The sequence below is a fragment of the Methylomagnum ishizawai genome (assembly GCF_019670005.1).
Classification (GTDB): domain Bacteria; phylum Pseudomonadota; class Gammaproteobacteria; order Methylococcales; family Methylococcaceae; genus Methylomagnum; species Methylomagnum ishizawai.
In genome coordinates this window covers 1,159,292-1,184,979 of the sequence record NZ_AP019783.1, presented here as the reverse complement: position 1 = coordinate 1,184,979, position 25,688 = coordinate 1,159,292, and the positions used below count along the sequence as shown (strand labels likewise).

General features: G+C 64.0%; 33 protein-coding genes and 1 other RNA gene. 30 read left to right on the top strand and 4 right to left on the bottom strand.

Annotated elements, in window-relative coordinates; translation table 11 throughout:
* The first annotated feature begins 13 nt into the window (after positions 1–13).
* From K5658_RS05445 to K5658_RS05325, 25 genes are all read left to right on the top strand, one after another.
* Positions 14–1,054, top strand: a complete 1,041-nt coding sequence (locus tag K5658_RS05445) for a P2 family phage major capsid protein (protein WP_221065957.1) — start codon at positions 14–16, stop codon at positions 1,052–1,054.
* 27 nt (positions 1,055–1,081) lie between these two features.
* Positions 1,082–1,474, top strand: coding sequence for a hypothetical protein (locus K5658_RS05440; protein WP_221065956.1), 393 nt, complete (start codon positions 1,082–1,084; stop codon positions 1,472–1,474).
* Positions 1,475–1,481: 7 nt separating this feature from the next.
* Positions 1,482–2,345 (top strand): phage terminase small subunit, encoded by an 864-nt coding sequence (gpM, locus tag K5658_RS05435; RefSeq protein ID WP_221065955.1) that lies wholly within the window; start codon positions 1,482–1,484, stop codon positions 2,343–2,345.
* Between the two features lie 457 nt (positions 2,346–2,802).
* A complete protein-coding gene (locus K5658_RS05430) occupies positions 2,803–3,339 on the top strand; it encodes a head completion/stabilization protein (protein ID WP_221065954.1) in 537 nt (178 codons plus the stop codon).
* The gene (locus tag K5658_RS05425; RefSeq protein WP_221065953.1) at positions 3,336–3,788 is read left to right on the top strand and encodes a phage tail protein; all 453 of its coding nucleotides are present in this window, start codon (positions 3,336–3,338) and stop codon (positions 3,786–3,788) included. Before K5658_RS05430 ends, K5658_RS05425 begins: the two co-directional genes overlap by 4 nt.
* On the top strand, positions 3,788–4,489 hold the full coding sequence (locus tag K5658_RS05420) for a hypothetical protein (RefSeq protein WP_221065952.1): 702 nt from the start codon (positions 3,788–3,790) through the stop codon (positions 4,487–4,489). Before K5658_RS05425 ends, K5658_RS05420 begins: the two co-directional genes overlap by 1 nt.
* Before the next feature lie 36 nt (positions 4,490–4,525).
* The gene (locus tag K5658_RS05415) at positions 4,526–5,653 is read left to right on the top strand and encodes a DUF2586 domain-containing protein (RefSeq protein ID WP_221065951.1); all 1,128 of its coding nucleotides are present in this window, start codon (positions 4,526–4,528) and stop codon (positions 5,651–5,653) included.
* A gap of 15 nt (positions 5,654–5,668) precedes the next feature.
* Entirely contained in the window at positions 5,669–6,115 is a 447-nt protein-coding gene (locus K5658_RS05410; protein ID WP_221065950.1) for a phage protein, read from the top strand.
* A 2-nt stretch (positions 6,116–6,117) separates the two neighbouring features.
* Complete coding sequence (locus K5658_RS05405) at positions 6,118–6,411, top strand: hypothetical protein (protein WP_221065949.1); 294 nt, start codon at positions 6,118–6,120, stop codon at positions 6,409–6,411.
* A gap of 1 nt (position 6,412) precedes the next feature.
* Positions 6,413–6,706 carry a hypothetical protein gene (locus tag K5658_RS05400; protein ID WP_085211805.1) on the top strand — a complete coding sequence of 98 codons (294 nt, stop codon included), beginning with the start codon at positions 6,413–6,415 and terminating at the stop codon, positions 6,704–6,706.
* Between the two features lie 9 nt (positions 6,707–6,715).
* On the top strand, positions 6,716–7,009 hold the full coding sequence (locus K5658_RS05395) for a putative phage tail assembly chaperone (protein ID WP_221065948.1): 294 nt from the start codon (positions 6,716–6,718) through the stop codon (positions 7,007–7,009).
* A gap of 29 nt (positions 7,010–7,038) precedes the next feature.
* A complete protein-coding gene (locus K5658_RS05390) occupies positions 7,039–7,176 on the top strand; it encodes a DUF6890 family protein (protein WP_221065947.1) in 138 nt (45 codons plus the stop codon).
* A 1-nt stretch (position 7,177) separates the two neighbouring features.
* A complete protein-coding gene (locus K5658_RS05385) occupies positions 7,178–7,663 on the top strand; it encodes a lysozyme (RefSeq protein WP_221065946.1) in 486 nt (161 codons plus the stop codon).
* Entirely contained in the window at positions 7,660–8,112 is a 453-nt protein-coding gene (locus K5658_RS05380) for a lysozyme (RefSeq protein WP_221065945.1), read from the top strand. Before K5658_RS05385 ends, K5658_RS05380 begins: the two co-directional genes overlap by 4 nt.
* A 3-nt stretch (positions 8,113–8,115) precedes the next feature.
* On the top strand, positions 8,116–10,245 hold the full coding sequence (locus tag K5658_RS05375; RefSeq protein ID WP_221065944.1) for a phage tail tape measure protein: 2,130 nt from the start codon (positions 8,116–8,118) through the stop codon (positions 10,243–10,245).
* 18 nt (positions 10,246–10,263) lie between these two features.
* Entirely contained in the window at positions 10,264–11,577 is a 1,314-nt protein-coding gene (locus K5658_RS05370) for a hypothetical protein (protein ID WP_221065943.1), read from the top strand.
* Positions 11,574–12,374, top strand: coding sequence for a LamG domain-containing protein (locus K5658_RS05365; protein ID WP_221065942.1), 801 nt, complete (start codon positions 11,574–11,576; stop codon positions 12,372–12,374). The genes K5658_RS05370 and K5658_RS05365 overlap by 4 nt, the downstream gene beginning before the upstream one ends.
* 2 nt (positions 12,375–12,376) lie before the next feature.
* Complete coding sequence (locus K5658_RS05360; RefSeq protein WP_221065941.1) at positions 12,377–12,796, top strand: DUF2590 family protein; 420 nt, start codon at positions 12,377–12,379, stop codon at positions 12,794–12,796.
* Positions 12,793–13,974 (top strand): baseplate J/gp47 family protein, encoded by a 1,182-nt coding sequence (locus K5658_RS05355; RefSeq protein WP_221065940.1) that lies wholly within the window; start codon positions 12,793–12,795, stop codon positions 13,972–13,974. Before K5658_RS05360 ends, K5658_RS05355 begins: the two co-directional genes overlap by 4 nt.
* Positions 13,971–14,498, top strand: coding sequence for a hypothetical protein (locus K5658_RS05350; protein ID WP_221065939.1), 528 nt, complete (start codon positions 13,971–13,973; stop codon positions 14,496–14,498). The genes K5658_RS05355 and K5658_RS05350 overlap by 4 nt, the downstream gene beginning before the upstream one ends.
* A gap of 9 nt (positions 14,499–14,507) precedes the next feature.
* The gene (locus tag K5658_RS05345; RefSeq protein WP_221065938.1) at positions 14,508–15,728 is read left to right on the top strand and encodes a phage tail-collar fiber domain-containing protein; all 1,221 of its coding nucleotides are present in this window, start codon (positions 14,508–14,510) and stop codon (positions 15,726–15,728) included.
* Positions 15,728–16,459, top strand: coding sequence for a hypothetical protein (locus K5658_RS05340; protein ID WP_221065937.1), 732 nt, complete (start codon positions 15,728–15,730; stop codon positions 16,457–16,459). Before K5658_RS05345 ends, K5658_RS05340 begins: the two co-directional genes overlap by 1 nt.
* Entirely contained in the window at positions 16,446–17,009 is a 564-nt protein-coding gene (locus K5658_RS05335; protein WP_221065936.1) for a baseplate complex protein, read from the top strand. The genes K5658_RS05340 and K5658_RS05335 overlap by 14 nt, the downstream gene beginning before the upstream one ends.
* On the top strand, positions 17,006–17,707 hold the full coding sequence (locus tag K5658_RS05330) for a hypothetical protein (protein ID WP_221065935.1): 702 nt from the start codon (positions 17,006–17,008) through the stop codon (positions 17,705–17,707). Before K5658_RS05335 ends, K5658_RS05330 begins: the two co-directional genes overlap by 4 nt.
* Complete coding sequence (locus K5658_RS05325) at positions 17,692–18,567, top strand: hypothetical protein (protein WP_221065934.1); 876 nt, start codon at positions 17,692–17,694, stop codon at positions 18,565–18,567. The genes K5658_RS05330 and K5658_RS05325 overlap by 16 nt, the downstream gene beginning before the upstream one ends.
* Positions 18,568–18,912: 345 nt before the next feature.
* On the opposite strand, the gene ssrA is transcribed toward K5658_RS05325, so the two are convergent.
* The 3 genes from ssrA to K5658_RS05310 form a co-directional block, all read right to left on the bottom strand.
* Positions 18,913–19,268, bottom strand: a transfer-messenger RNA (tmRNA) gene (ssrA, locus tag K5658_RS05320).
* 84 nt (positions 19,269–19,352) lie between these two features.
* Entirely contained in the window at positions 19,353–19,790 is a 438-nt protein-coding gene (locus K5658_RS05315; RefSeq protein WP_221065933.1) for a DUF4124 domain-containing protein, read from the bottom strand.
* A gap of 18 nt (positions 19,791–19,808) precedes the next feature.
* Positions 19,809–20,519 carry a hypothetical protein gene (locus K5658_RS05310; protein ID WP_221065932.1) on the bottom strand — a complete coding sequence of 237 codons (711 nt, stop codon included), beginning with the start codon at positions 20,517–20,519 and terminating at the stop codon, positions 19,809–19,811.
* 394 nt (positions 20,520–20,913) lie between these two features.
* Here K5658_RS05310 and K5658_RS05305 point away from each other — a divergent pair, with 394 nt between their 5' ends.
* The 5 genes from K5658_RS05305 to arsB all read left to right on the top strand — a co-directional run bounded on the left by K5658_RS05305 (position 20,914) and on the right by arsB (position 24,737).
* Complete coding sequence (locus K5658_RS05305) at positions 20,914–22,134, top strand: toxic anion resistance protein (protein WP_221065931.1); 1,221 nt, start codon at positions 20,914–20,916, stop codon at positions 22,132–22,134.
* 159 nt (positions 22,135–22,293) lie between these two features.
* Positions 22,294–22,638 (top strand): ArsR/SmtB family transcription factor, encoded by a 345-nt coding sequence (locus tag K5658_RS05300; protein WP_221065930.1) that lies wholly within the window; start codon positions 22,294–22,296, stop codon positions 22,636–22,638.
* 61 nt (positions 22,639–22,699) lie between these two features.
* Positions 22,700–23,143: an ArsI/CadI family heavy metal resistance metalloenzyme gene (locus K5658_RS05295; protein WP_221065929.1), complete on the top strand. Its 444-nt coding sequence runs from the start codon at positions 22,700–22,702 to the stop codon at positions 23,141–23,143.
* A complete protein-coding gene (locus K5658_RS05290; protein ID WP_221065928.1) occupies positions 23,140–23,661 on the top strand; it encodes an arsenate reductase ArsC in 522 nt (173 codons plus the stop codon). The genes K5658_RS05295 and K5658_RS05290 overlap by 4 nt, the downstream gene beginning before the upstream one ends.
* Positions 23,658–24,737, top strand: a complete 1,080-nt coding sequence (gene arsB, locus K5658_RS05285) for an ACR3 family arsenite efflux transporter (RefSeq protein WP_221065927.1) — start codon at positions 23,658–23,660, stop codon at positions 24,735–24,737. The genes K5658_RS05290 and arsB overlap by 4 nt, the downstream gene beginning before the upstream one ends.
* 65 nt (positions 24,738–24,802) lie before the next feature.
* On the opposite strand, the gene K5658_RS05280 is transcribed toward arsB, so the two are convergent.
* On the bottom strand, positions 24,803–25,618 hold the full coding sequence (locus tag K5658_RS05280) for a HoxN/HupN/NixA family nickel/cobalt transporter (protein ID WP_221065926.1): 816 nt from the start codon (positions 25,616–25,618) through the stop codon (positions 24,803–24,805).
* Positions 25,619–25,688 lie beyond the last annotated feature (70 nt).

The window sequence follows — 25,688 nt, the reverse complement described above, 5'->3', positions numbered from 1 at the left end:
TTAGGAAACCGACATGGGCATCCTTTCCGATACCGGGCGCAGACGCGCCGAAGAGTTCCGTTCCCAGTTGCGGCAGTTCCATGGCGCGACCGATGGCGTCCAGGCGTTCACGGTCGATCCTTCCCGCGCCCAGGAAATCCACCTGCTGATGGCGCAAGACGCCTCCCCCTATCTGGGCCTGATCGACAACCAGCCCCGCACCGATATGCGCGGCGACGTGCTGTACATGGGCGACTCCGGCCTTGTGTCCAGCCGCACCAATACCGCCACGCCGGGCACCGAACGCACCCCGAAGAGCGTCCACAGCTTGGGCAAAAACGAGTACGACATGTACCCGGTGGAACGGGATATCAAGATCGGTTATTCCGTGATCGACTCGTGGGCGCACCTGCCCAACTTCATGGATGTGTGGGCGGCGATGGTCCGCCGCGCTATCGGCAACGATATTTTGCGGGTGGGCTGGAACGGTACGTCCTATGCCAGCGGTACCAACATGGGCACCTATCCGCAAGGCGAGGATGTGGCTAAAGGCTGGCTGGAATTGGCCCGAGCTTCCGATTATGCCGATGACTACTACGTGGACGGTTCGGGCGGTGAGGTGGTGCTGGGTTCGGAGGAATTCCCGAACCTGGATTACATCGTGTCCACGACCAAAGGCCGGGTCCATGTGGTTTACCGCAATGATCCCAGCTTGGTGGCGATTGTTTCGCAAAACCTGATCGACCACGAGGAACAACAGTTCTACAAGGCGAACGGGCGCAAACCGACCGAAAAATCCAAGATGCTGGAAAACGGCATCATCGTGAAAACCTATGGCGGACTGCCCGCCTATTCCCCGCCGTTCTTGCCCGATGGCGTGGTGGGTGCCACCACCTGGAAGAACCTACAGCGGCTGTTTCAGCCGTCCAGTATGCGCCGCAAGGTCGAGGACAAGCCGGAACTCAACGCCTACGCCGACTGGAACAGCAATAACGAGTGCTACGCCATCGGCGACTACCGGGCCTTCGCCTTGGTCGATGGCATCACCATCGACGAAACCCAACCGCTCGAATAAGCGCGCCAACCCAGCGCAGAGGCAAACATGAGCATCATCAAAGCCATCCGCCACCGAGCGCGGAGCATGGTCCAGCACATCCGCAATGCTATCGGGGCATCGGTCACTAACGCGGCGAAGACCACGGACATCCTTGATCTGGGCGCTGTTCACAGCTTCACCAAGGTCATCGCGGTCAAGCGCGGCCTGGCCAGCACTGGGGAAACCCTGCTGATCGAGCAAGCGCACGATGGCGACCAAGAATCGCCCACCTGGGTATCGTGCCCGGCGGCGGCATTGACCGGCCTCATGTCCAGCCCGGCCAGCGCCGCCAACATGGTGGTGGCGGCGGTGCCCACGGCGCGGTGGGTGCGCGTCAAGCACACCAATGGCAACGACAACGCCCAAACGGCGCTGATCCTGGAACTCACCGCGCAATAGGCCAGCCATGAACCCGCTATCCCGCATCGCCGCCAAGCGGCGCGAACAGAAGGCCCAAGGCGAGGCCAAGCCAAAGGCGCAAGCCCCGGCCCCGGCCCACCTGAACCCCTTGGCCCGCATCGCCGCCAAGCGGCGCGAACAGAAAGTCCAGGATGAAGCCAAGCCGAAGGCGCAAGCCCCGCGCCGGAACCGCCTGCCGCCCGCGAATGCCCAGCGCAACGCACCGCCCGAAGCCGCGCCGGAATCCATCGCCGCCGAGGCATCGCCCCGCGTGCTGGGCGAACTCGCGCAGTATCAGGCAGCGGTGGACGCCCATATCGCGGCCATGGCCCCGATGAAAGACCTGGCCGAGCGGCAAGCCTACAAGGCGGCGACGGCCCTGCCCGAGATCATGCCCTTCGTGGCCGCGTATCTGGACTCGGGCCAGCGCTACCCGAACAGTGTGGCCGTGCAAGTCATGATCTGGCTGTTCGATGTGGGCAATATCGGGCAAGCCCTGGGGCTGGCGTTCCGCCTGATCGTCCAGGGTATCCACCCCATGCCCAGCCGGTTTGACCGGGACATGAAAACCTTCGTGTGCGATGCGCTCTATGACTGGGCCAATGAGCGGCTGAAGGCGAACGATCAAGCGGCCCCTTATCTGCCCGATTTTTTGGCGGCTATCGAGGATGCCCGCTGGCAACTACATCCGGCGGTGCTTTCCAAGCTCTACGTGATGCAAGCCAAACACCTGGAACGGCTGCAAGAGTACGGCGCGGCGGCCAGCGCGTGCATGAAGGCCATGGAAGTGAACCCGGAAAAGCACGGCTGCAAGGGCTTGCTGGACCGCTGTTTACAGGCGCAGAGGCTGGCCGAACAAGCCGGCGCATAACGATTCCATCATTTGGGATATAGCCATGCTTAACTGGATTAAATGGCTTTTTAAAAAGCCTGCAACTTCCCCCAATAAGCAGCCGACGAGATTACCGAAAGCTCCACCCAGACCAGCACAAACCAGTGCCACAAAGATTCATCCAACCGAATCACGGCGAGCCGATGACGATTATTTGGCAAGCCCGCTTCACCCATTAAATCAGGCGCTGCTTAACAGTTCCGCGAGTACCGACGCCGGGCATTGCTCATCAAGTCATTACAGCGGCTATAGCGACACGGGATCATCGGCGGGTGATAGCGGATCGAGTACCTGTGGCTGTGATTCCGGTTCATCTTCTGTCTGTTCATCCGATTAACAACGATTCCTCCCCGCCGGGGCGGGCAACGGTGAAGGCACGGGACTTCCCCCCACGTTGCCGGAACCCTGTCCGCACCGGCCCTAATTCGGAGCCACCATGGCCGCACTTACCGGCAAGCCACCGTCCACCCTGAGCCGCACCATCAACAACGATGGGTTTTGGCCGGACGTGGACGTGCGGACCTGGATCGAGGCGCACCGCCTCCCGGCGGAGTATCAGGACGCCCTGATTCTGGAATGCCTGCGCACGGCCATGGTGGAGGTGAACCGCGATTTACGCGAATGCAAAACCGCGGCGATAGCCCTGGGCCATGACCGCCTCGTGGCGGACCCGGCCATCAACGACAGCGACCTTGTGACCTGGGCCGAGGCCCACCCGGAACTGATCGACGGGGAACCCGTGGTGGCCGTGCTGTACCGCAACGCCGTGTACAACCTCGCCAAGGCCAAGGCGTTGCGCCGGTTCGCCACCATCGACCGCCGCCCCGTCGCCGAGAACGAAGCCAAGTCGGCACCGGACACCGAGGCGTATTTCCTGGACGAAGCCCAACAGAACCTGGGCGGAATCCAAATGCGGATGTTGCTGGGCAACCCCGGCAAGACCAACCACGGCGTTTACGTCGCGCTGCTATGAACAAGCTGGCCGCGCTCGCTCAATTCCTCTACGCCCTGGACCTCGTGGCATCGGAGCAAATCGACGCCTGGGCCGAGGATATGAACCTAGTTCCGCGCTACCAGAGCCGGGGCGATGGCGGTGTGATCTTGTTCGAGCGCTGGTATACCGCGTGGTTCGCGTTCGAGCGCTGGCCGCACCAGGACATCGACCCGGATTTGCTGTTCGCCCAGGTATTGGCGTGGCTGTTCACCAACGATCCCGAGCGCGACCGGGACCGGGGCGAAACCGATCCCGAGATCGACGTGGACATCCTCGACAACAACCTCGCGGACCTGACCATCACGATCCGCTTCCGCGAAGAGGTGGGCATCGTCCCGGATGAAGCCGGGACTATCGAATACCAGGGCCAGCGCTGGCGGGTGGAAGCGCCCGCCGTGTGGCCCGCCGAAGCCGGGGAGATCGCCTGATGCCCGCCATCATCCGCGTTGAGGTGAACGGCAAACTGGCGGCGCGGGAACAGTTGAAGCTGTTGGCCCTGCCCGAAGCCAAGCGCCGCCGCATCCTGGCCCGCGTGGCCCGCAAGGTGGCGATGGATGCCAAGAAGCGCATCAGCCGACAAACCGACCTGGGCGGCGCGAAATACCCGAAGCGCCACAAGCGCCGCAAGGATGGCCGCAAGATGCTGGCCGGGCTGCGCGGGCGGCTGGCGGTGGTGGCGGTGTCCGGGGTGGAAGCCAAGATCGGTTTCACGGATGGCCGGACCGGCGCTATCGCCAGTCAACAGCAAAGCGGCGCGTCCCAAACCGTGACGGCGGCCAGCCTGAAGCGGGCCGATCCGAGGCGGCAGAGGAACGGACGCCACGATCTACAGGCGGGGCTGATGGCAACGCCTCGACAGGCCAAGGTGCTGGCCGACGAGTTGAACGCGAAGTTCCGGCGCAAGGGAAGCGGCTGGAAAAAGCAAAGCAAGCGCTGGATTACCCAGAACATTTCCATGCTTCAGGCGGGCGCGATCATCCGATCAATGCGCGGCGGGCCTAAAGCAAGCTGGCAAACCGTTCTGCCCCCCAGGAGCTTTCTGGGACTGCCGGAAGAACCGGAACTCGATCCTTACGTCCAGAAACTCCGGCAACAGATTTTTGAAATGTGCCGGGCGAAGGGCATGTAGCCCGCTTCCCTTGAATAGCAACCCAGAGGTGAACCCATGGCCCTAGGCTCCGTTTCCGTCATCGCCGCCAACCAGCAACAGGGCGAGGTGGCGGCCATCGAAAAATACTTCCTCTTCGTCGGCGTGGGACCGTCGCACCAGGGCGAACTCGTTTTCCTGAACGCGCAAAGCGACCTGGACGCCGAACTCGGTAGCGCGTCCAGTGCCTTGAAAACCCAAGTGGCGGCGGCGCAGTTGAACGGCGGGCAGGGTTGGGCGTGCATCGCCGCGCCCATCGCCAGCACGGCGGATTGGGAGGATGCGGTGGACCTCGGCACCGGCTACGCCAAGGGCGTGGAAGCGGTGGCGATGTGCTTCCCCATCGCGGCCCAGGCCGATATCACCGCCTACCAATCCAAGGCCGAGGCCATCCTGGCCGCTAGTGGCCGGCGCGTGTTCTTCATCGCGCCCACCGCCGCCATCGACCCGGACGCGGAAGAAGGCCAAAGCTGGGGCGATTACATCGCCGACCTGGGCGATTTGACCGATGGCGTGCTGGCTTCGCGGGTGATGCTGTGCCCGCTCATCTTCCCGGACGCCGTGGGCATCCTGGCCGGGCGGCTATGCCGGGCCGATGTGTCCATCGCCGACAGCCCGATGCGGGTGGCGACCGGCGCGATCCTCGGGCGCACGCTGGACGATCTGCCGGCGGACAAGGACGGCGTGGTCTACGGCAACGCCCACGCCCTGGCCCTCAACAATGCCCGGCTCACGGTGCCCCAGACCTACGCCGACTACGAAGGCGTGTATTGGAGCGACGGGCAGATGCTGGACGCCGAGGGCGGGGATTTCCAGGTGGTGGAAAACCTGCGGGTGGTGGACAAGGCGGCGCGGCGCGTGCGGCTGATCCTCATTTCCATGGTGGCGGACCGCCGCCTCAATTCATCGCCCGAGTCCATCGCTTGGGCCACCACCCGGCTATCCGCGCCGCTGCGCGAGATGGCCAAGTCCTACGTGTTCCAGGGCATCCCGTTCGTGGCGGACATAGAACCGCCGCAAGAGGGCGATATCGCCATTCAATGGGTGTCCCGGACCGAGGTGCGGATTTACATGGTGGTGCGGCCTTTCGAGTCGCCCAAGACGATCACCGCCTACATCGTGCTGGACCTGAGCGCCCCGGCCTAATCGGAGAACCCAACCATGAGCCACCTATCCGGCAAGAACTTCCACATCATCATCGGCAACACCGCCGTGAACGTGGAAAACATGACGGCCACCATCACCGACAACAGCACCTTCGCCAGCACCAACGGCGTGCCCGATGGCGATATCGACGGGGACGTGTCGTGCGAGGGCGAACTGGAATTCAGCTTGAAGGAATTCAAGAAGCTGAACGACCAGGCGCAGACCGCCGGTTCCTGGAAAGACCTGGCCGCGTTCGACATCGTGTGTTCGGGCAGCTTCGGGGAGCAATCGGAGAAGTTGGAGCTGTTCGGCTGCAAGCTGAAGATTTCCGACCTCGTGAGCATCGACCCCAAGGCGGCGGAAAAGGTGAAGCGCAAGGTGCCGTTCTATGTGACCTCGCCCGACTTCGTGCGGATCAACGGCGTGCCGTACCTCCGCAAAACCGACACCCAGGGGCTGTAGCCATGGACCCGTGGAAGGCCGCTTTGACTTTGTACGCCCTGGCCGGATTGGGGGCGCTCGCGCATTGGGCCAAGCGCCGCTTGCGCGGCGAAACCCCGGACGGCTTGTTCGACCACCTGGGCGAGAACTTCGGGCACACCCTGCTGTCGCTGTTCGCCTCGCTGGGGGCGATCTCCAGCGAGATCGCCGCCCTCGTGGCGAACGGTACGCCCGTGGACGGTTCGCCGCAGTCGCTGGCCCTGGCCTTCCTCACCGGCTACGGCGCGGATTCGGCGCTGAACAAGGGGAGCGGCTGACATGGCGGTGAACGGGCAGAACATCACGTTGCGCGATGCCTTGACCGCCGCGCTTACAGTGCTGGCGGCGCTGGCCGGGCTGTACATCCATGGCCTTGAGGGCATGGTGGGCAAACTGAGCGAGCGCATGGAACAGGACACCGCCAAGCTGCACGCCATCGAAACCCAGGTGGCGGCGGGCTATCCGACCAAGGACGATCTGGCCCGATCCATCGGCGGGGTTCATGCCCGCTTGGACCGGATCGAGGACAAGCTGGACGCCCGGATCGGGCCGATTTCCAAACCACACAATTAGGGGATACCCATGCCAGAGACAACGCTATCCATCGGCGCTGTGGACTTCGCGTTCACCGTGGACCATACCGCCATCAACACTTTCCTGAACGACACCACGCCCGCCGACAAGATCGGCCCGGCCTTCAATTTCTGTATGGGCTGCGTGGTCCCGGACCAACGGGACGCCCTGAAAGGCGCGTTGACCGCCGGGGGTGAAATCAAGGGCATCCTGGCCTTGCAAGTGGCCGGGGCACTGGTGGAGGAAGGGGCCGAAACCGTCAAGGTGGCCGTAAAAAAGCCCAAGCTCGGGCCGAGCGCCTAGAGGCGGACGGCTACGGGCAGTTGCTTTGGTTGGCCCGGCACTATTTTCCAGGCTGCGAGCCGGACCCCGAGACGCTGGGGGCCGCGCTGTGGCTGGAGCAACGGTACTGGGAACACATGCGGGCGGCGGTGGCGGCGGGTATCGACAAGGCGTTTTCGGGGAAATGACATGGCGGCGAAGTTCAAGAAAAGCCGGTTGACCGGCGGCGTGCTGGCGGCGGCGGTGGCATTGACCGGGGGCTACGAAGGGCTGCGCACCGTGGCCTATCGCGACCCCATTGGTATCCCCACGATCTGTTTTGGCGAGACTCGCGGTGTCCGAATGGGCGACCGTGCGACCGCCGACCAATGCCGGACCCTGCTCGGCGCGCGGCTGCGCGAATTCGAGGCGGGCATGGTGGCGTGCCTGGACCGGCCCGAGTCCATCCCGGACGGTGCCTATATCGCGGCGCTAGACCTCACATACAACATCGGGACCGGGGCGTTCTGCAAGTCCACTTTGCGGCGCAAGCTCAATGCCGGTGACATCGCCGGGGCGTGCGAAGAGTTCCCCCGGTGGAACAAGGCCGGGGGCGTGGAATGGCCGGGCTTGACCCGCCGCCGGGCCGAAGAGCGCGAACTGTGCCGCGCTGGGTTCAAGGGGGCGGGGGCATGAACGCGGAAATGCGGCTATCGGCGAACGGCCTGGACGCCATCATGCGGATGGAAACCTTCCTGTCGACCTGGGGGCTGGGCAAGTGGGGGCACGCGGAAATCGGCTACGGCCACATCAAGCGACAGGGGGACATGGTGCCCGACCGCTTGACCAAGAACGAGGCTAAAGCGCTGCTGAAGGACGATTGCGAGATCGCGGCCAAGAACATCCGGCTGTATGTCAAGGTGGCGCTGAATCAGCACCAGTTCGATGCGTTGGTGTCGCTGGCCTTCAGCCTGGGCCAGCAAAAGCAATCCTTCGCCGGGTGCGAAGTCGCCAAGCGCTTGAACGATGGCGATTATGCAGGCGCGGCACGGGCCTTCGGGATTTATATCAATGATGGATTGGTGGCTTGCGAATACCTGATCGCCCGGCGACGGGCCGAGCGGGCGCTGTTCGAGGGGCGTTGATCCATGGCCGCCGCAACCTCCCGCCTCGAATTCGTCCTATCCCTGATCGACCGCATGACCGGCCCGGCGGGAAAGGCCATGAAGGCGCTGGACAAGCTCACCGGCCATGCTGAAAAGGGCTACCAACGCATCGGCTACGGCGTGGCCGGACTGGTGGGTACCGGCGCGGCGTTGGTCGAGATCGTGAACCCGGCCCGCGAGATGAATAAAGCCCTGGGCGAGGTGAAATCGCTGGGCGTGGCCCAGGACGTACTCGACAACCTTAACAGTACCGCCCTCCGGTTCAGCACGCAGTACGGCGGAAGCGCTGCGGAGTTTGTCTCCGCTTCCTACGATATCCAGGGCGCTATCGCGGGCCTCGTGGGCAACGAACTTCCCGCCTTCACCACGGCCTCGGCCTTGCTCGCCAAGGGCACCAAGGCGGACGTGGGCGATATCACCAGCTACGTGGGCACCATGTACGGCATTTTCCAGAAGACCGCCGACCAAATGGGCCGGTCCAACTGGGTCGAAATGCTGGCCGCGCAAACCGCCATGGCCGTGAACGTATTCAAGACGGACGGCAAGGGCATGTCCGAGGCATTCACCAACCTGGGCGCGAACGCCACCACCGCCGGGATCGCCATGGCCGAACAGTTCGCCGTGCTGGGCACCCTGCAAGCCACCATGCCGGGGGCCGAGGCGGGCACCAAGTACCGGGCGTTCCTGGACGGCGTGGGCGGGGCACAGAAAGAACTCGGGCTGAAATTCACCGATGCCCGTGGGCGGCTGCTGCCCATGGTGGACGTGCTGAACAAGATCAAGGGCAAGTATGGCGAGATCGACACCGTGGCCGAATCGGACGCGCTCAAGAAGGCGTTCGGCTCGGGCGAGGCGGTGTCGCTGATTAAGCTGTTGATGACCGATGTGGACGGCCTCGGCAAGAACATCAAGGACATCGGCCAGCAAAAGGGACTGGCCGAACTACAGCGCATGGCTGATGCGATGGTGGACCCGTTCGACCGGGTGATTTCGGGCGCGAACGCGCTACGCATCGCCGTGGGCCAGAAGATGGTTTCGGCGCTCACGCCCACCCTGGACAAGATCACCGCCCTGGAACAGCGCCTCTTGCGCTGGACCGACCTGTTTCCCCACCTCACCGCCGCGCTCGGGAAGGGTGTGCTGGGCATCCTGGCTTTGATCGCCGCCGTATCCGCGCTGTCCATCGCCGTGGGCGTGGGCCGGTTCCTATTGGTCGGACTGCAAGGCGGGATGATGCTGCTACAGGGTGCGGTATGGCTGCTGATCGCGCCGTTCAAGCTGCTGCGCCTGGCGTGGCTCGCGGCCCTGGCCATGGGTGGGCTGTGGCGCGGGATGCTCGCGGGGCTGCGGGCGATCATGCTGGCCTTCGCCCTGCAAGTGCAACTGTCCGGCGCGGCGATGTGGCTGTGGAACGCGGCCAGCCGTGGGGCCGCACTGGCCTTCGGGATTCTGCGGATGGGCATCCTCGGGGCGCTGCCCGCCGTGTGGGGTTTCGCCGCCGCCTTGCTGGCGAACCCAATCACCTGGGTTGTCGCGGGCGTGATCGCCCTGGGCGCGGCGGTGGTGGCGGCGGTCGTGTACTGGGATGAATGGACCGGCGCGGTGGGCCGTTGGACCGGATCGATTCTGGGCGCGGTCCAAACTTGGCTGGCGTCCATCGGTTCGTTCGGGGTCGGCGATATCGTCGCCGGATGGGATAGCCTCACGCTGTGGTGGGACGGCTTCGCGGGCGGAATGGGCGGCTATGTCGCCAGCATCCTGGGCGCATGGTCCGGCCTCACCGGCTGGTGGGATGGCTTCATCGGCGGCATTTCCGCCCAATGGCAAGCGCTGGTCGGAGCCATCGCCAGCTTGAATCCGTTCGCCGGGTGGTCGATGCCTTCGTTTTCGATGCCCAGCTTCGGGGCCGCGCCCGCCGCCGCCCTGCCCGGCCCCCCGGCGGGATTGGCCGCGCCCAAAGGGGGCGGTGCGCCCGGCGGCGTTGCCAAGCAAATTAGCACCGCCATCAACACCAACAGCAGCCGCTCCATCGGCGCGGTGCATGTCCACAACTACGGCCAGCCCATGAGCGGGCAACGCCTCGCCCACGAACTCAACATGGCCGCGCCCTAGGTAGGAGGTTTATCCCGCATGTCCCAGGCTATTTTCGTCAACAACTGCACAACCGCCTTGGCGTCGGATGTGGCCCAAAGCGCGACCACGCTCCTGGTACGGGCCGGGGAAGGGGCCAAGTTCGGCACTCTCGGCGATAACCAACATATCTGGACCCGGATCGGCCTCCCCGGTGGGGACCAACGGGTAAAGGTGATCGGGCGGACCGGCGACGTGTTGACGCTGGACCCGACCACGCCGACCACGCGGGCATGGAACGCGGGCACCATGATCAAGGTGACGGTCTGCGCGGAACTGTTGGCCGAACTGCAACAGGTGGCGGCGGGTACAGCGGCGATTGCCGAGGCCATCGCGGCCCATGAAGCCGAGGACGATCCGCACCCGGTGTATCTGACCCAAGCCGAGGCGGACGGGCGCTATGTCCAGCCGGACGATATCAGCGGGTTCGGCACCGGGGACATGCTCGGGTCACGTAACCTGAACGAAGTCACCGACCCGGCGGCGGCGCGGGACAACCTGGGGTTGGGCGAAGTGGATAACACCGCCGACCTGGACAAGCCGGTTTCGACGGCCACGCAAGCGGCGCTGGATTTGAAACTGGACGCATCGGCCTATAACGACCGCTTCAAGGGACTGTTCGCCACGCTGGCGGCCCTGGAATCCGCATATCCCACGGCGGCGGCGGGCGACTACGCCCAGGTGGACAGCGGGACCGGCGGGGCGCTGCATGTCTATTCCTGGGACGTGAGCGATGGCGCTTGGGTGTTGACCAGTTCGGACGGCACCGGGGCGGCGAATACCGACCAGCTCCCCGAGGGTTCAACGAACCTTTATTTCACGGTGGGGCGGGTACTGGCGGCGGTCGCGGGGCTATTCGCGACCGCCGCCCAGGGCACCAAGGCCGATAACGCGCTACAAAAGGATGGATCGGTAGCGGCAACCGGCGATTGGGATGTGGCGGGGCATCAAATCAAAAATGCCCAATTAACCAGCGTGCGGGAAACGGCGGTAACGCTATCCATTTCCGGGGGCGCGATTACCCCAGATTTGTCGCTGGGGAATGTATTCTTGGTTTCCCTCACGACCAATATCACCGCCGTCAACGCCCCTACCAATGTTCCGGCATCCGGTTCGATACCTATTTCAATCCGGTTTACCCAGGACGCGACAGGTGGACGAACCGTGGCGGGCTGGAATAGCGTCTACAAATTCCCCGGAGGCACCGCGCCCACCATCACAGCCACAGCAAACGCCGTGGACTGGGTATCCGGTACGGGCATCGGCGGGGAGTCCCGGTTCGATATGGCGCAATCGCGCAAGGACAGCAAATGATGGGGAAAATCTGGCTCCCAAATGACGATGGATTGATAGTCCCTTATCGCGACATTCAGGTGCCGCGCCGGGGGCGATATTGTAGTTTGACCCAACATGCCCTAGAAGGCGGTTCTGGCTCCGCAGAATCGGACCCATACTTTTCAAATGTTGTCTTGCTCATGCACATGGATGTTTCCACTACAAAGGATTCATCCTCGCACGATTGGGCATTCACACAAACCGGATCGCCTTCTATCACTACAGACTCCGCTTGGTTCGGCGAAAAGGCAATGGCGTTCGCGGCAGGCGCGACCGCTAATTATGTGTCGTATAGCGGCTCTAGTTTCCTGTCGTCATCTACAGGTACATTTACCCTTGAATGCTGGGTTAGAATAACATCAATTACAAACCCGAATACTGGTGGTTATGCGGATGGTCGATACGAATTTATCCGTTGTACGTCTGGCGGAACGAAAACATTTGCGATAATGGCGATGACGTCCAGCAATCTGGCGTTCTCGCTTGGAGGGGCAACATTATTTTCTGCCATATCTGCGGACCGCAATCATATAGCGTTTATACGAACGGATGGCAGTCCCGGAGCATTCGATGTCTATGTCAATGGGACGAGGCTTATTCATAATACCAGTGCCCCGTCGTTTAATTTCGATACTATATATATAGGAAATAGGGCTGTGGCGTCCGGGGTATTCAGTGTTGGCGGGCTGATTGAGGAAATACGCATTACGGACGGCATAGCCCGATATACCGGCAGCAGTTTTACGCCGCCATCCAGCTCATTCCCCAACGTGTGAATATGGTAATCAACGATCCTGCCATCAACGAACACGAGAGCGACGGCCAGCCCGGCCCCTCGGCACAGCCCTATCTTGGAAATCCTGGGTTGTATATTGATTGGCGAATTGTCAATAACGACCTGGATATAGACCTGAGTTTCGAGCCGCTATTGCTTGCCAATAAAGATAGCGTGGTGCAGGACTTGAAGCACGTGATCCGGGAGAGTGGTTTGCTGTGGCGCTGCATCGCCGAACGGGATGGCGTTAAGGTCCGGGCACTGCTGGATCGGCTGGTTTTGTTGATCGAAGAGGATATTCGCTTGGTGCCAGGAACGGTCAAGATTGAAAGGGCCGATAACGATACCTTTTTCATCCTGGGGGATACCGTGGATTATGGGAAATTCGGGTTTACGGCCAGCATACTGCCGGGGCTGCTATGAGTACCCAGGTTGATTTTTGGCAGGTATTGAAGGACGCGGGAATTCCCACCACGCAAGCGGACCTTGAAACCCAATGGCGGACCGAATTGGCGGCGGTGGATTCGCCGATCTCCAACCTCCCGGCCTATTCGCCGTTCTGGCGGACCGTGACGGCGCTCATCACCCGGCCCGTGCTGTGGCTGGTGGGCCTCGTGGCCGATACCGTGCTGCCGAATGCGTTCCTGGCCTATGCTTCGGGCGTGTTCCTGGAACTGTTGGCCGACGCGGTGAACCTGAGCCGTAAACCCGGCGTCCAGGCCGAGGGCGTGGTGGTGTTCTCGCGCACCACGGCGGGCGGGCCGCTCACCATCGCCGCCGGGACCACGATCCGCACAGCGGAAATCAATGGCGTGGCCTATGTGGTCACCACCACCGCCGACGCCACCCTCCCCGCCGGGGAGTTGAGCGTGTCCGCGCCAGTGATCGCCGCCGGGGTGGGCGCGGCCTACAACCTGGGCGCGGGCTACTATTCGATCCTGCCGACCCCGATCAACGGAATATCCGTAACCAACGAAGCCGATTGGCTGACACTGCCCGGCGCGGATGCCGAGACGGATGACGCGCTCAGGGCGCGATGCCGCAACCAGTTCGCCACGGCGTCCAGCTATCACACCGACGCGGCCTACAAGTCCATCATCGCCAGTTTCCCCGGCGTGGATATCGATTCGATTTGGTTCGTCCATGATGCGCCGCGCGGACCAGGCAGCGCGAACGCCTATGTGCTGTTCGACTTCGGGGCCGATGCCGCCGAGTACCTGAGCGCCATCAACACCCACATCATGGACGATGGCAACCACGGCCATGGGGACGATCTACTCGTGGCGCAGATGCCCGAGACTGGCTATTCCCTGGCCGTCACGGCCTGGGCCGAGCCGGGCACGTCCACCGAAGCCAAGGCGGCGCTACAGGCCGGGCTAGAAAATTTCATCGGCACCGCGTTCCGGGCGAACCTCGCCTATCAGGGCAAGGCCACGCTGGCCTATCCCTATTCCCGGTTCAGCTTCAGCCGGTTGGCGAAGGAGCTGCACGAGCAATTCCCGGCCTTGCATAGCATCGACTTCGGGGAACCGGACATCGTGGCCGGGCTGTGGATTCCGGTGCTGGATGATCTGGACGTGACGGTGGAGGACGCCGAATGATCGACCTCAAGTTGCCGTTTTGGCTGTCCGGCCCCGAACTCGACAAGCTGCGACGAGCGGCACTGTCGTGGTGGACACGGGCGGAAGGGTGGATGCGCTGGCCGCTCGGACAGTTGGACCCGTTGACCTGTGCCGAGCCGATGCTGGATTTGCTGGCCTATCAGCGGCGGGTGGTGCGGTTCCGGGGCGAGCCGTTGCCCCTGTACCGGCGGCGGGTAAAGCACGCCTACGCCAACGCCAAGGACTCGGGCCAGAAGGCGGGGTTTTTCCGCATCTTCGACCGCCTGGAAATCCCCTTGCTGGACCAACGCGAGCGCACCGACCCGGTGGACTGGGATGTGATCCTGCTGGACCTGCCGGACAGCGCCACCTCCGAATATGGCCCCATGCTGGACTTCATCGTGCAGGAATATGGCCGCACCTGCCGCCGCTACCGGCTGGGGGGCACCGACACCGCCGGGATTTTCATCGCGGCGGGCGAGACCGGGCATACCTGGTATTACGACCACGCCGAATTACCGTAGGGAATCACCATGGCATTTATCACCGTAGCCGGGGAAAACTGGTTTGCCGCGCACCAAGTCGCCGGTACCCACCCGAATATCGAACGCTTCGTGCTGGCCTATATCGACGGGCTGGGCGAGGAACCCACCGACCGGATTGAATCCATGCCCGCGCCGGGCGAGATCGTGCTGGAACGGGCCTGGGACCGGCGCGGGGCGGCGGGGCCGAACCAGGTCGTTTACTCGCTGTTGTTGGATGCCACCATCGGCGACTTCGTTTTCAACTGGGTGGGGCTGGCCGGGGCCGATGATACCCTGGTGGCGGTGTCCTACATCGCCCCGATCACCAAGACCGCCACGGACGGGGACGCGCGGGGGAACAACCTCACCCGTAATTTCGCGCTGGCCTATTCCGGGATCGCGGCGTTGCTGGACTTGGACGTGCCCGCCGATGCGTGGCAGATGGATTTCACCTGGGAAGCGCTCGCGGGCAAACCGGACACATTCCCCCCCGATCCGCACAACCACGACGACCGCTACTACACCAAGTCGGCGATGGATGCCGCGCTCGGGGGCAAGTCGGACACCGGGCACGATCACGACGACCGCTACTACACCGAGGCGGAAATGAACGCGGCGCTCGGGGGCAAGTCGGACGCCGGGCACAGCCACGATGATCGCTACTACACCAAGACACAACTACAAACCTCGGGCCAAGCCACAGCCCATTGGGATAATGTGGGCACGGGGCGGCGCGATGCTATCACCCATTTAGGCAGCGACTTGCGGGATACCATGCCATTCTCCGGCGATATGGATACCCTGATTTCGCCCGGCGATTACTACTACAACTCGGATTGCACACATGCGCCGTCCGATTATGGATTAGTCAAGGTTTGGCGCGAGGTGGCGGACGTCGTGTATCAGCAGGCACAGGAATCGCACGGCGGGCGGCTCCATAGCCGTTTCCTGAGTAGCGGCGTCTGGACGGCGTGGCGGACCTATGCGGATAGCGCCGATGTGGTGCCGAGGGCGGCGGATTTGCGGGTGGGTAGCATGGTGCTGGGCGCGATCTACGGCCTGAGTGCGGGCTATGCGCCGGGCACCGTGTTGGATTCGAGCGGACCACATCGCTTCATCGTCTGGAACATCAACGGCGACAATAACTGGGCCACACCGCCGGGTACCTGGGTATCCCTGGGGTGCATAGATGGCGCGGGGTCCGGCCAGCTCGCCACCAGGACCGCCTGATGGCCTGGGCACCGCTCGCCATCCGCGCCCCCATAGGCGATGCCTCGGCCCTCCTGGCCGGGATTCCGGTCTCGCTCGGGTTGATCCAGGTCGATCCTTGGCAGCACGGGATCGGCGAGGGCGAAGACGCTTACCGCTACCTGTCGTTTCCCAACGCGGTGCGGGCGGCTATCCAACGCCTGCCCGCCAACTATGGCGGCGCGGTCCTGGCCATCGGCGTGGCGGCGGCGAGCCTGCCGGACCTGTCGCGGGGACTGCAAGATTTAGCCGCGGCCTTTCCCTTGCCGATGTTCGGCAAGGCGGCGCGGCGGGCGGCGAGCCTCATCAACCTGGAAACCGACAAGTGGACCCTGCCCGCGTCCCTACCGCCGGGTGTGGGCACGGTGTTGACCGGGGGCTTGCCGTCGCTGGCGGCGATCAAGCGGGCGGCGATCCTGCAAGCCAGCGCGGCGGCGGCGGACACCCTGGCCGACGCCTTGGCCGCGCTGGACGATTTGGCCGGCCTCAAGGCCACGCACGCGGCCAGCATCGCCGACGCCCTGGCCGGGGCTACCGCCGGGCTGTCTGGCGAGCCTGCGGGTTGCTGGCGTTGCTATGCCGAGGCCGACCACGCGGCGGCGCTCGGGGCGGGAGCGCCGGGCCACGAGCATACGCTGTCCACCGTGTCGGTGTTCCTGGGCCAGCCGGGCGAACTGGCGGTTTTGGCGGGGATTCTCGATGCTGTGGCTTGATGGCAAGAAAATCCAGGGGCATGGGCTGAGGGTGTCGGCGGCGTTGCCGCTCGCCAGCGAGGATATGAGCGGCAACAGTTCCGCCACTCCGAAGGCCGAGACCGGCGACAAGGGCAAGAGCCTGTCCGTCAGCCTGCAAATCCGCTACCAGGATGCCGCGTGGCTATCGGACTTGATCGCCCTGGCCGAGGGCAAGGACGGCAATCAGGAGCGGCGCATGTTCGCGATCCAGAACCGGACGGCCCAGGCCATGGGTATCAAGCAAGTGAAGTTCGATGGCAACCTGGACGTGAAGGAAGCGGACCGGCTCAGGGCGTGGGAGGTGTCGTTCACCCTGGCCGAATACCGAAGCACGCCCGAGAAGGTGGAGGAACGCAATCCGAAGGCGGCGGCACGATCCACGGCGGCACAGACGGCGACCGGCACGGCGGCCGGCGGTTCGTCCGGGAGCGCGGCCAGTTCGGGCGCGTCCAGTGCGGCGACCGGCGGGACCGAGCCTTTGAGCGGATTCGAGAAAGTTTTGAAGCGGTTGGATGACGCGCTGAAATGAAGCTGGAACGGCGCTTGAACATCGGCGGCACGCTGTACCCGGTGATAGAGGAACGGGTGATCCTGGATTTGAATTCGCCGGGCCGGGCGGAATTCATGGTGAACGTGGGCGGGGGCGGGCCGGTGGCGGAACTCGCGCCGGTGGCCTTCGACCTGGCCTGGGCCAATTCGGACGATTGGCAGCGGCTGTTCCTGGGGTATGTCGAGAGTATCACGCCGGTGGACTATACCCGGCAACGCCTGTTTTGCCGCGAACTGGCCGGGGCGCTGCGCTTGCCGTTGCCCTTGGCCTTGCGCCATTGCGCGATCCCGGATGTGTGCAACGCCATCGCCGACGCCGCCGGCCTTTCGTTCAGCATCCCCGACGCCGACTATTCCCGCCGCCGCATCCCCAACTTCTACAACCTGGGCAGCGGTTACAACGCCCTGGACCACATCGGCGCGGCGTTCCAGGTGGACGATTACCTTTGGCAGCAACAGGGCGGGGGCGTGGTCTACGTGGGGACGTGGACGGATAGCCGCTACGCCGGGCGCGAGGTGGACGCGCCGGACGATCTGTTCCACGAACACCTCGCCAGCGATAGCGCCCGGATCGCGGCGGTTCCGGCCTTGCGGCCCGGCGTCAGCCTCAACGGCTCCCGGATCAAGCGCCTCGAATTCCAAGGCAACCACATGGTGGTCACATGGACGACGCGATAAGGCGGATGATGGAGCGGCAGTTCCCCGAACTCTCGGGCGGGCTGCACCTGCCCAAGCACGCCGAGGTGGTGGGCATCCGGGAGGGTTCGGCCTCGGGCGATATCGCCGACCCGTACCGGCCCCGCTATGCGGTGGATTTGCAGGTGCTGGACGCCCACGGCAACCCGGACACGGCTATTCCCATCCTGCGCGACGTGCCTTTGCCGATCCCGACCGGCGGACAGGAGCGCGGGCAATTCGCCCTGCCGGAACCGGGGACCAAGGTGGAAATGGGGTTCGCCTACGGTTCGCCCAATAAGCCGATGGTCCGCGCCATCCTGGCCGAGGGCCTGGGCCTGCCGGACCTCGAACCCGGCGAACAGCGCCGCCAGCACAGCGCCGAGAGCTTTGATCGGATCGACGCCCAGGGCAACCACGAGCGCCGGACCGATGGGCGGATTACCGACCACAGTGTGGAGCGGGTGATCGAAGCTTTGGAGGTGCTGGAACAATTCACCCAGGCCAGCCGCACCGTGGACGCGGACGAGCTGCACGAGGTGGGCGGACTCTACCGGCTACGGGCCATGGGGGCGCTACAGGCGTTGAGCGGCGGGCGGCTGGACCTCGGGGCGGTGGGCGATGCCAACCTATCGAGCAAGGGCACCCTGAAGGTGCGCGCCCCGGCGGTGTGGGTGGGCAGCGAGGGGGAGAACCTGCTGGAACTGGTAAGCCTGTTGATGGGCGCGGTGAAGCAGCTTTGCACGATCCTGGCCACGCACACGCATCCCAGCACCGGGGCGTGTACCCAGGGCGCGGACATCGTGGACGTGGGCGGGGATGTGGACGGCTACAAGGGCCGGGTGGACGGGATCAAGGCCTAGCGCGAAGGCAAGGCGGCACGGGCGAGGCTCGCTGGCGGAAGCTGGCGGGCCTTTTTTGTGCCCATCGGAAAGACATGGGGCAGGCACTGGCGGGCATCGGGAAAGCCCGGTGGGGGCCAGCCGCGCACTCCTCCCCACCTGCCCGGTTTTTGAACTTTTTTTGTGCATTGCGGATGGGGTTGCGGGTTGGAATCTGCCGCATCCCTTACCCGGCAAGAGCGGAACGCCCAGCCGCTCCGGGCCAGTATTGATGGATTTGGATGGGGTTTGCTGATGATCGCCGCCACTCTGCCGCCACTTCATGGTGGCGGCAGGTACAAACGGCTTTTAGATCAATGACTTAATTGGTGGAGGTGGCGGGAATTGAACCCGCGTCCGCAAATCCTCCGCCCTCGGCTCTACATGCTTATCCGGCTCTATTGATTTTTAACCGCGCTTCACCCGAACGGCAGGGCGAGAGAACGGCGATTCCGTGATTTTTAGCGATTCGGCCCCGGACGTGCCTCCTCGCGAGCTTATGATTGTGTTACCCCTGAGTCAGCGTCCGTAAGCAAACCCTGGTCAGAGGCTGGCTGACTTAAGCAGCCAGAGCGTAGTTGTCGTCGTTGGCAACTATAAGATTGCGAATTGTTTTACGAGGTAATCCGCACCTCGGCATGCACCTAAGGTTTTGTAATCCACGTCGAAGCCAAGTCACCCCCGGTTCAGAAGATCGGACAGTATAACGGGTGAAAAGTTTATGGCAAGCATCCGTCGCGCTATCGTCCCGCTCGCTGGGGACGGGGTTAATGTCCTCCCGCCGATCCCCGGTTCGTGCCGGAACCACTGGACGCCGTGTCCGGCGCGATAGGTACGGTCACTTGCTCCGGGCCGGGGTCCGTGCCTGTGCCGGATTGCCATCGGCTGCCCTTCGATGAGCGGCGGGGACTTGTTTTCACCGCGTCCAACTCCGCCTTGCGCCTTTGTTGCGTAGCTTTGGCCTCGCGGGCGAGGCTGTCCTGGACCATTTCCCTGCGCTGCTCGTTCCAAAGCTCGGTTTCCCGGCGGAGGCGGGCGGCTTCCTTGGGGTCGGCTTCGATCACCTTGAGTCCCATGGGCTGGCACGACGGCCCGGTCGGTGTGGCGGTGAACACCGCCTTGCCGTTGTCCTCGCATTTATAGATGGTGTCGGCCCCGGCCAGCGCGGGGACCATGACGAACAGGAAGCGCAGCGCCGCTTTCATGCCATCCTCCGGGAAAAGCTACTTGCCTGCCGGGCGTTCCCGGAGCATGAAATAGAACGGGGCGTTTTGCCCGGTTTCGAGGCCGATCTTGTCCGAATAGGAGCGGATTTCGCCGGGGTCGAGGACGATGGGGGCGGGACCGAGTTCGTTGCCGCCGACATCGGCCCGGCCACTTTGCACGCCGGCTTGGTTGAACAGCATGATTTCCATATGGGCGCGGGTGGTGGCGCTACCGGGGTTGTACAGCACGACCCGGTATTCGGTGGATTGTTCGTCGCCGATGCCGGATTGGGTGAACATGATGTTCTTGACCTGGCCCGCGTCGATGGGGATGACCCGGTCGAACGCCAAGGGGCGTAGCCCCGGCAGGCGGGCGTAGACCTGTTTGGCGATGAGTTCGGTCATTTCGACCACCTGGGCGTTGAGTTCCTTGATTTCCTTGTCGCCGTTTTTGAGGGTGGCGTTCAAGGTTTGCTGCTCGGTTTTTTCCATGTTGATATTGGCGTGGATGGCGAGCAGCACCGCGGTTTCGATGCCGATGAAAAACAGGAGTATGCCGATCCATAGCGAGCGCGGGCGGCTGTAGCGGATGCGCTCCCGCGTCCTGACGCGGCGGCGGCTTCCGCTGTGGACCGGGGGGCGGGGAATATCGGGCGGGGCGGAGGCCGGGGCCGGTTGGGCGATGAGGGGGTCCATCTCGGGGGTGTCGGGTGCGTTCTGGTCGGTCATGGCGGTGCCGGTGGTGGACGGGGGCGGGGATTCCGGTCGTGTGGGGGCGCCGGGTTTCCCTGGCGGCCTCGGTTCAATTCTGCCGGTCCGGGCATGGGGTCCGGTGCGGACGCCCATCCATTCCATCGTCGATCGCGGGGTTCCCCTGGGCGCGGCGCGGAGTATATCCAAGGGAGGATACAGGCATTCAATAACCTTATTCTAGCGGTATCCCCTGGGAACCGGGAGGTATTCGCGGCGGCTTCCCCGGCGGTTGGGGGAGCGGTGAATCCGCGCCGGGCGGTGGACTCGGGGGCCGCGACGTGGAAAGCTTTGCCGCCCCAGCCGGGAGGCCCAAGGCCCCGGACCCGGCATTTCCAATCGTAATAGTAGCAATAGCAACAGGAGTATCGCGATGAGCGCCACCATCGAACTGACCCCGCCGGAAACCTTGACCCCGCCCGCCGCCGTCGCCCCGGTCGAGAAGGAGCAGGCGGCCGGCATGGTCAAGCTGGCCCCGGCCAAGTTCCAGGAACTGGACAAAAAGGTCGAGGATTTCGTCAACATCATCTTGAACGAGCAACTCCACAGCGAGGCGTTCAAGGCCAAGGTTTCCGGGGTCCACACCCTCGCCAACGACGAGATCCGCGCCGCCGCCGGGATTTCCAACCGGCTGTTGGACAAGCCGATGCAGGCCATGAATACCGGCCTGTTCGACGAAGGCTCGGCCATCTCCAAGTCCTTGCTGGATTTGCGGGTGCGGATCGAGGCGCTGGACCCGGTGAAGCAGGGCAACCTGTTGGAGCCGAGGAAGTTGCTGGGTTTCATCCCGATGGGCACCAAGGTCCAGGATTATTTCCGCCAATACCAATCGGCCCAGACCCATCTCAACGCCATCCTGGAATCGCTCTACCACGGTCAGGACGAATTACGCAAGGACAACGCCGCCGTCGAGGAGGAGAAGGCCAATGCCTGGCGGATCATGGAGCGGCTGGAACAGTATGTCTATGTCGGCAAGAAGATCGACGCGGCCATCAGCGCTAGGCTTACCGAGATCGAGGGCCAAGACCCGGAAAAGGCCCGCGTGGTCAAGGAGGAACTGCTGTTCTACGTGCGCCAGAAGGTGCAGGATTTGCTGACCCAGTTGGCCGTCACCATCCAGGGCTATTTGGCGATGGACATGATCCGCAAGAACAACCTGGAACTCATCAAGGGCGTGGACCGCGCCACCACCACCACCATTTCCGCCCTGAGGACGGCGGTGATCGTGGCCCAGGCGCTGGCCAACCAGAAGTTGGTGCTGGACCAGATCGGCGCCTTGAACGCCACCACCAGCGGCATGATCGAGTCCACCTCGGCCCTGCTCAAGCAGCAGGCGGGCCGGGTCCACGAACAGGCCAGCAGCGCCGCCGTCAGCCTCGACAAGCTCAAGCTGGCGTTCCAGAACATCTACGACACCATGGACATGGTTTCCAGCTACAAGGTCAAGGCGCTGGAGAACATGCAGAAGACCGTGGACGTGCTGGGCGCGGAGGTCGAGAAATCCAAGTCCTACCTGGACCGCACCCGCCAGGAAACCGTGCGCCAGGTCAGCGCCACCCTGACCACGGCCTCGGGCGATGAAATCCGGCTGTGAAGCCACGGATTCCGGGGCGTGCGGGTCTGTGACCGCGCCTGGCAAACCGGATGGGCCCCGCCCTGCCCCGCACATCTTCCGCAGGCCATCGCCCGCCGGGCTTGCGATGGCTTTGGAGAACGCGCTTGCATACACAAATATTTCTATTAAAATTGAAATATGGAAATAAAAACCGCTGTCACCGCCTTGGCGGCGCTCGCCCAGGACTCCCGCATCGCCATCTTCCGCCTCCTGGTCCAGGTCGGCCCGGAGGGTTTGCCCGCCGGCAAGATCGGGGAGGCCTTGGGCATCCCGCCGTCCTCGCTGACCTTCCATATGAAGGAGCTGAGCCACGCGGGCCTCGTGCAATCCCGCCAGGAAAGCCGCTTCGTCATCTATTCGGCCAACTACATGGCGATGAACGAATTGCTCGCCTTCCTGATGGAGAACTGTTGCGGCGGCCAACCGTGCCCGGCCACACCGCCATCGGGGTGTCCGGGCACGGGCGGACCTCCCGCCGCCTAACCGGCGGACCCGCTCCGCCGCCCCGCGCTTTTTCAACCCACCACCGTCCGGGAGCTTCCCCATGAAACGATTCCATGTCCATCTCGCCGTCGAGAACCTGGAAGACAGCGTCCGCTTTTACAGCGCGCTGTTCCAGGCCGCGCCCACGGTCCGCGAAGCCGACTACGCCAAGTGGATGCTGGACGATCCCCGCGTCAATTTCGCCCTCTCGGCGCGGGGCCGCGAACCCGGCCTGGACCATCTGGGGATACAGGTCGATTCCGGCGAGGCGCTCGAATCCGTCCGCCAGGGTTTGAGCGCCGCTGCCCTGCCGGTCGAGGCGCAGGGCCGGGCCGCCTGCTGTTATGCCGAGTCCGACAAATACTGGTCGCTCGATCCCCAAGGCATCGCCTGGGAAGCCTTCCACACGCTCAAGTCGATCCCGATGTTCGGCGCGGACACGGCGGTCCGGTTGGAACCGAAGTCCGCCTGTTGTCCGGGTTCCAAAGCCGGGGACCGCCCATGACCGCGGAACAACCGCGCCACGTCCTGGTCCTGTGCACCGGCAACTCCTGCCGCAGCGTCCTGGGCGAGGCCCTGATCAACCATCTCGGCGCGGGCCGTCTCCGGGCTTCCAGCGCCGGGAGCCACCCCATAGGCCGCATCAACCCAGGCGCCCTCGCCACCCTGGCCCGCCATGGCCTCCCGACCGAAGGCTATAAGAGCCAGTCCTGGGATGAATTCGAGGAGGCCGGGATCGATATCCTGATCTCGGTCTGCGATTCGGCGGGCGGCGAAACCTGCCCTGTCTATTTGGGCAAGGCGGTCCGGGGCCATTGGGGCTTGCCCGACCCGGCCCATGTGACCGGAACCCCGGAGGAGGTGGAAGCTGCCTTCGAGGCCACCTATGCCGCCCTGGAACAACGCGTCCAGAAGCTCCTGGCCCTGCCGTTCGAGACGATGGCGGGACCGGAACTCTCCGCCGCGCTGAACCGGATCGGCGTGGAAACCCCCGGCAGTTCCAAGGAGGCCCAGTGGTCATGAACACCATCGCAACCACCGCGGCCGAACCCAAGCACATGAGCCTGTTCGACCGTTACCTGACGGTCTGGGTGGCGCTCTGCATGGGCGTGGGCGTCGTCCTGGGCAAGCTGCTGCCGGAACCGGTGGCGGCCCTCCGCGGCATGGAGGTTTCCCACATCAACCTACCGATAGCCGCGCTGATCTGGCTGATGATCTACCCCATGATGTTGAAGGTGGATTTCGGCGCGGTTGTCGATGTGGGCCGGAACCCCAAGGGCCTCTTGGTCACGCTGTTCGTGAACTGGCTGGTGAAGCCGTTCGGGATGGCCCTTTTGGGCTGGCTGTTCTTCAAGCACCTGTTCCTGCCCTGGATCGGCCCGGAGATGGCGGACCAATACACCGCCGGGGTCATCATCCTGGCCGCCGCGCCCTGCACGGCCATGGTGTTCGTGTGGAGCTACCTGACCGACGGCGACCCGGCCTATACCCTGGTCCAGGTGGCGGTGAACGACCTCATCATGCTGGGGCTGTTCGCGCCCATCGTGAAGTTCCTGGTGTCGGGCACCTCCGGCCTCGACGTGCCATTCGATGTGCTGCTTTGGTCGGTGGTCGTGTTCATCGTGATCCCGCTGACGGCGGGCGTATTGACACGCAATGGATTGTTACGGGCCAAGGGCAAGGCGTGGTTCGAGCAAGCCTTCCTGCCCCGCCTGCACCCCATCGCGATTTCCGCGCTGCTGCTGACCCTGGTCCTGATCTTCGCCTTCCAGGCCGACAACATCACTGGTCGCTGGTTGCATGTGGGCTTGATCGCCATCCCCATCCTGATCCAGGTCTACTTCAACTCGTCGCTGGTCTATGGCCTGATGCGGCTGTTCAAGGTGAACTATGCCGTGGCCGCGCCGGGTGCCTTGATCGGGGCCAGCAATTTCTTCGAGCTGGCGGTCGCGACCGCCATCGCCCTGTTCGGCCCGGAATCCGGCGCGGCGCTCGCCACCGTGGTCGGCGTGCTGGTGGAGGTGCCGGTCATGTTGTCGGTGTGCGCCGTGTGCAACCGGACCCGCCACTGGTTCCCGCAGCCCGCCAAAACCGCCTGAATATTCCCGCCGGAGCAAAACCCGCCCCGCGATCCCCGGCGGGTTCCCTTCGCGATCCCTCCTGGTCAGGCCGCCTTGCCAAGGCGGGCACGGGCGAAAACCCAGGCCACGGCGAAAACGGCGCAGAGGACGCCGATCACCCCCAACCCCATGGACAGCTCGGACCCCTCCATCCAGGCCCCGACCTGGGAAGAAACGTATTTGGCCACCCCCAACGCCGCCACCGCCAGGCTGAGGACGGCCACGGCTAGCCCCATGACGCGGGAGGCAATCCGCCCCGTCCGGTCCGCCCGCCGCAGCAACCGCCAAATCCATAGGCCATTGATGCCATCGGTGGTCAACATCCCCAGCATGAAGACCAGCCCCAACCCGGCGGCACGAGGCCAGTCGCCGGGGGAGCCGGTCCCCAGGGCGAACACGGTCGCCTGGCCCAGGGTATCGAAGGACAAGGCGAACAACGCCCCCACCAGCGCGACCAGGGAAGGCCGTCCGGCCCTCCGCAGGCTTCCCAGCCAGCGCCCCTTGACGCCCACGACCCGGACCCTCTGGCCGGGAGGCGTCAGGAGGACCGCGGACAGGTTGGCCAAGCCGAGCAAGGCCAGGAAGAAAACCGAAATCAAGGTGCCGAAACCTTCCATCCAGCCCGGCACCGCCCAAGACCGCGCCATCAGGCTGGCCACCGCGGCCACCGCGATGACCACCCCGCCATGCCCGAGGGAGAACAGGACGCCGCAGTACCGCGCCCACCGGGGATTGGCCCGGCTGTTGTACCGGATCAGCCCGTCGATGGTGGATAGATGGTCGGCGTCGAAGCCGTGCTTCAAGCCCAGCGCGAACACCAGGGCCGTCAACAAGAATGTGTCCTGTGGCAAGGCTTCCACGCGGCCTCCTCAAGTTTGGATGCGGGAACCCCCCGGTTCCTACGCTAAAATCGCCGGGATATCCCCCGGA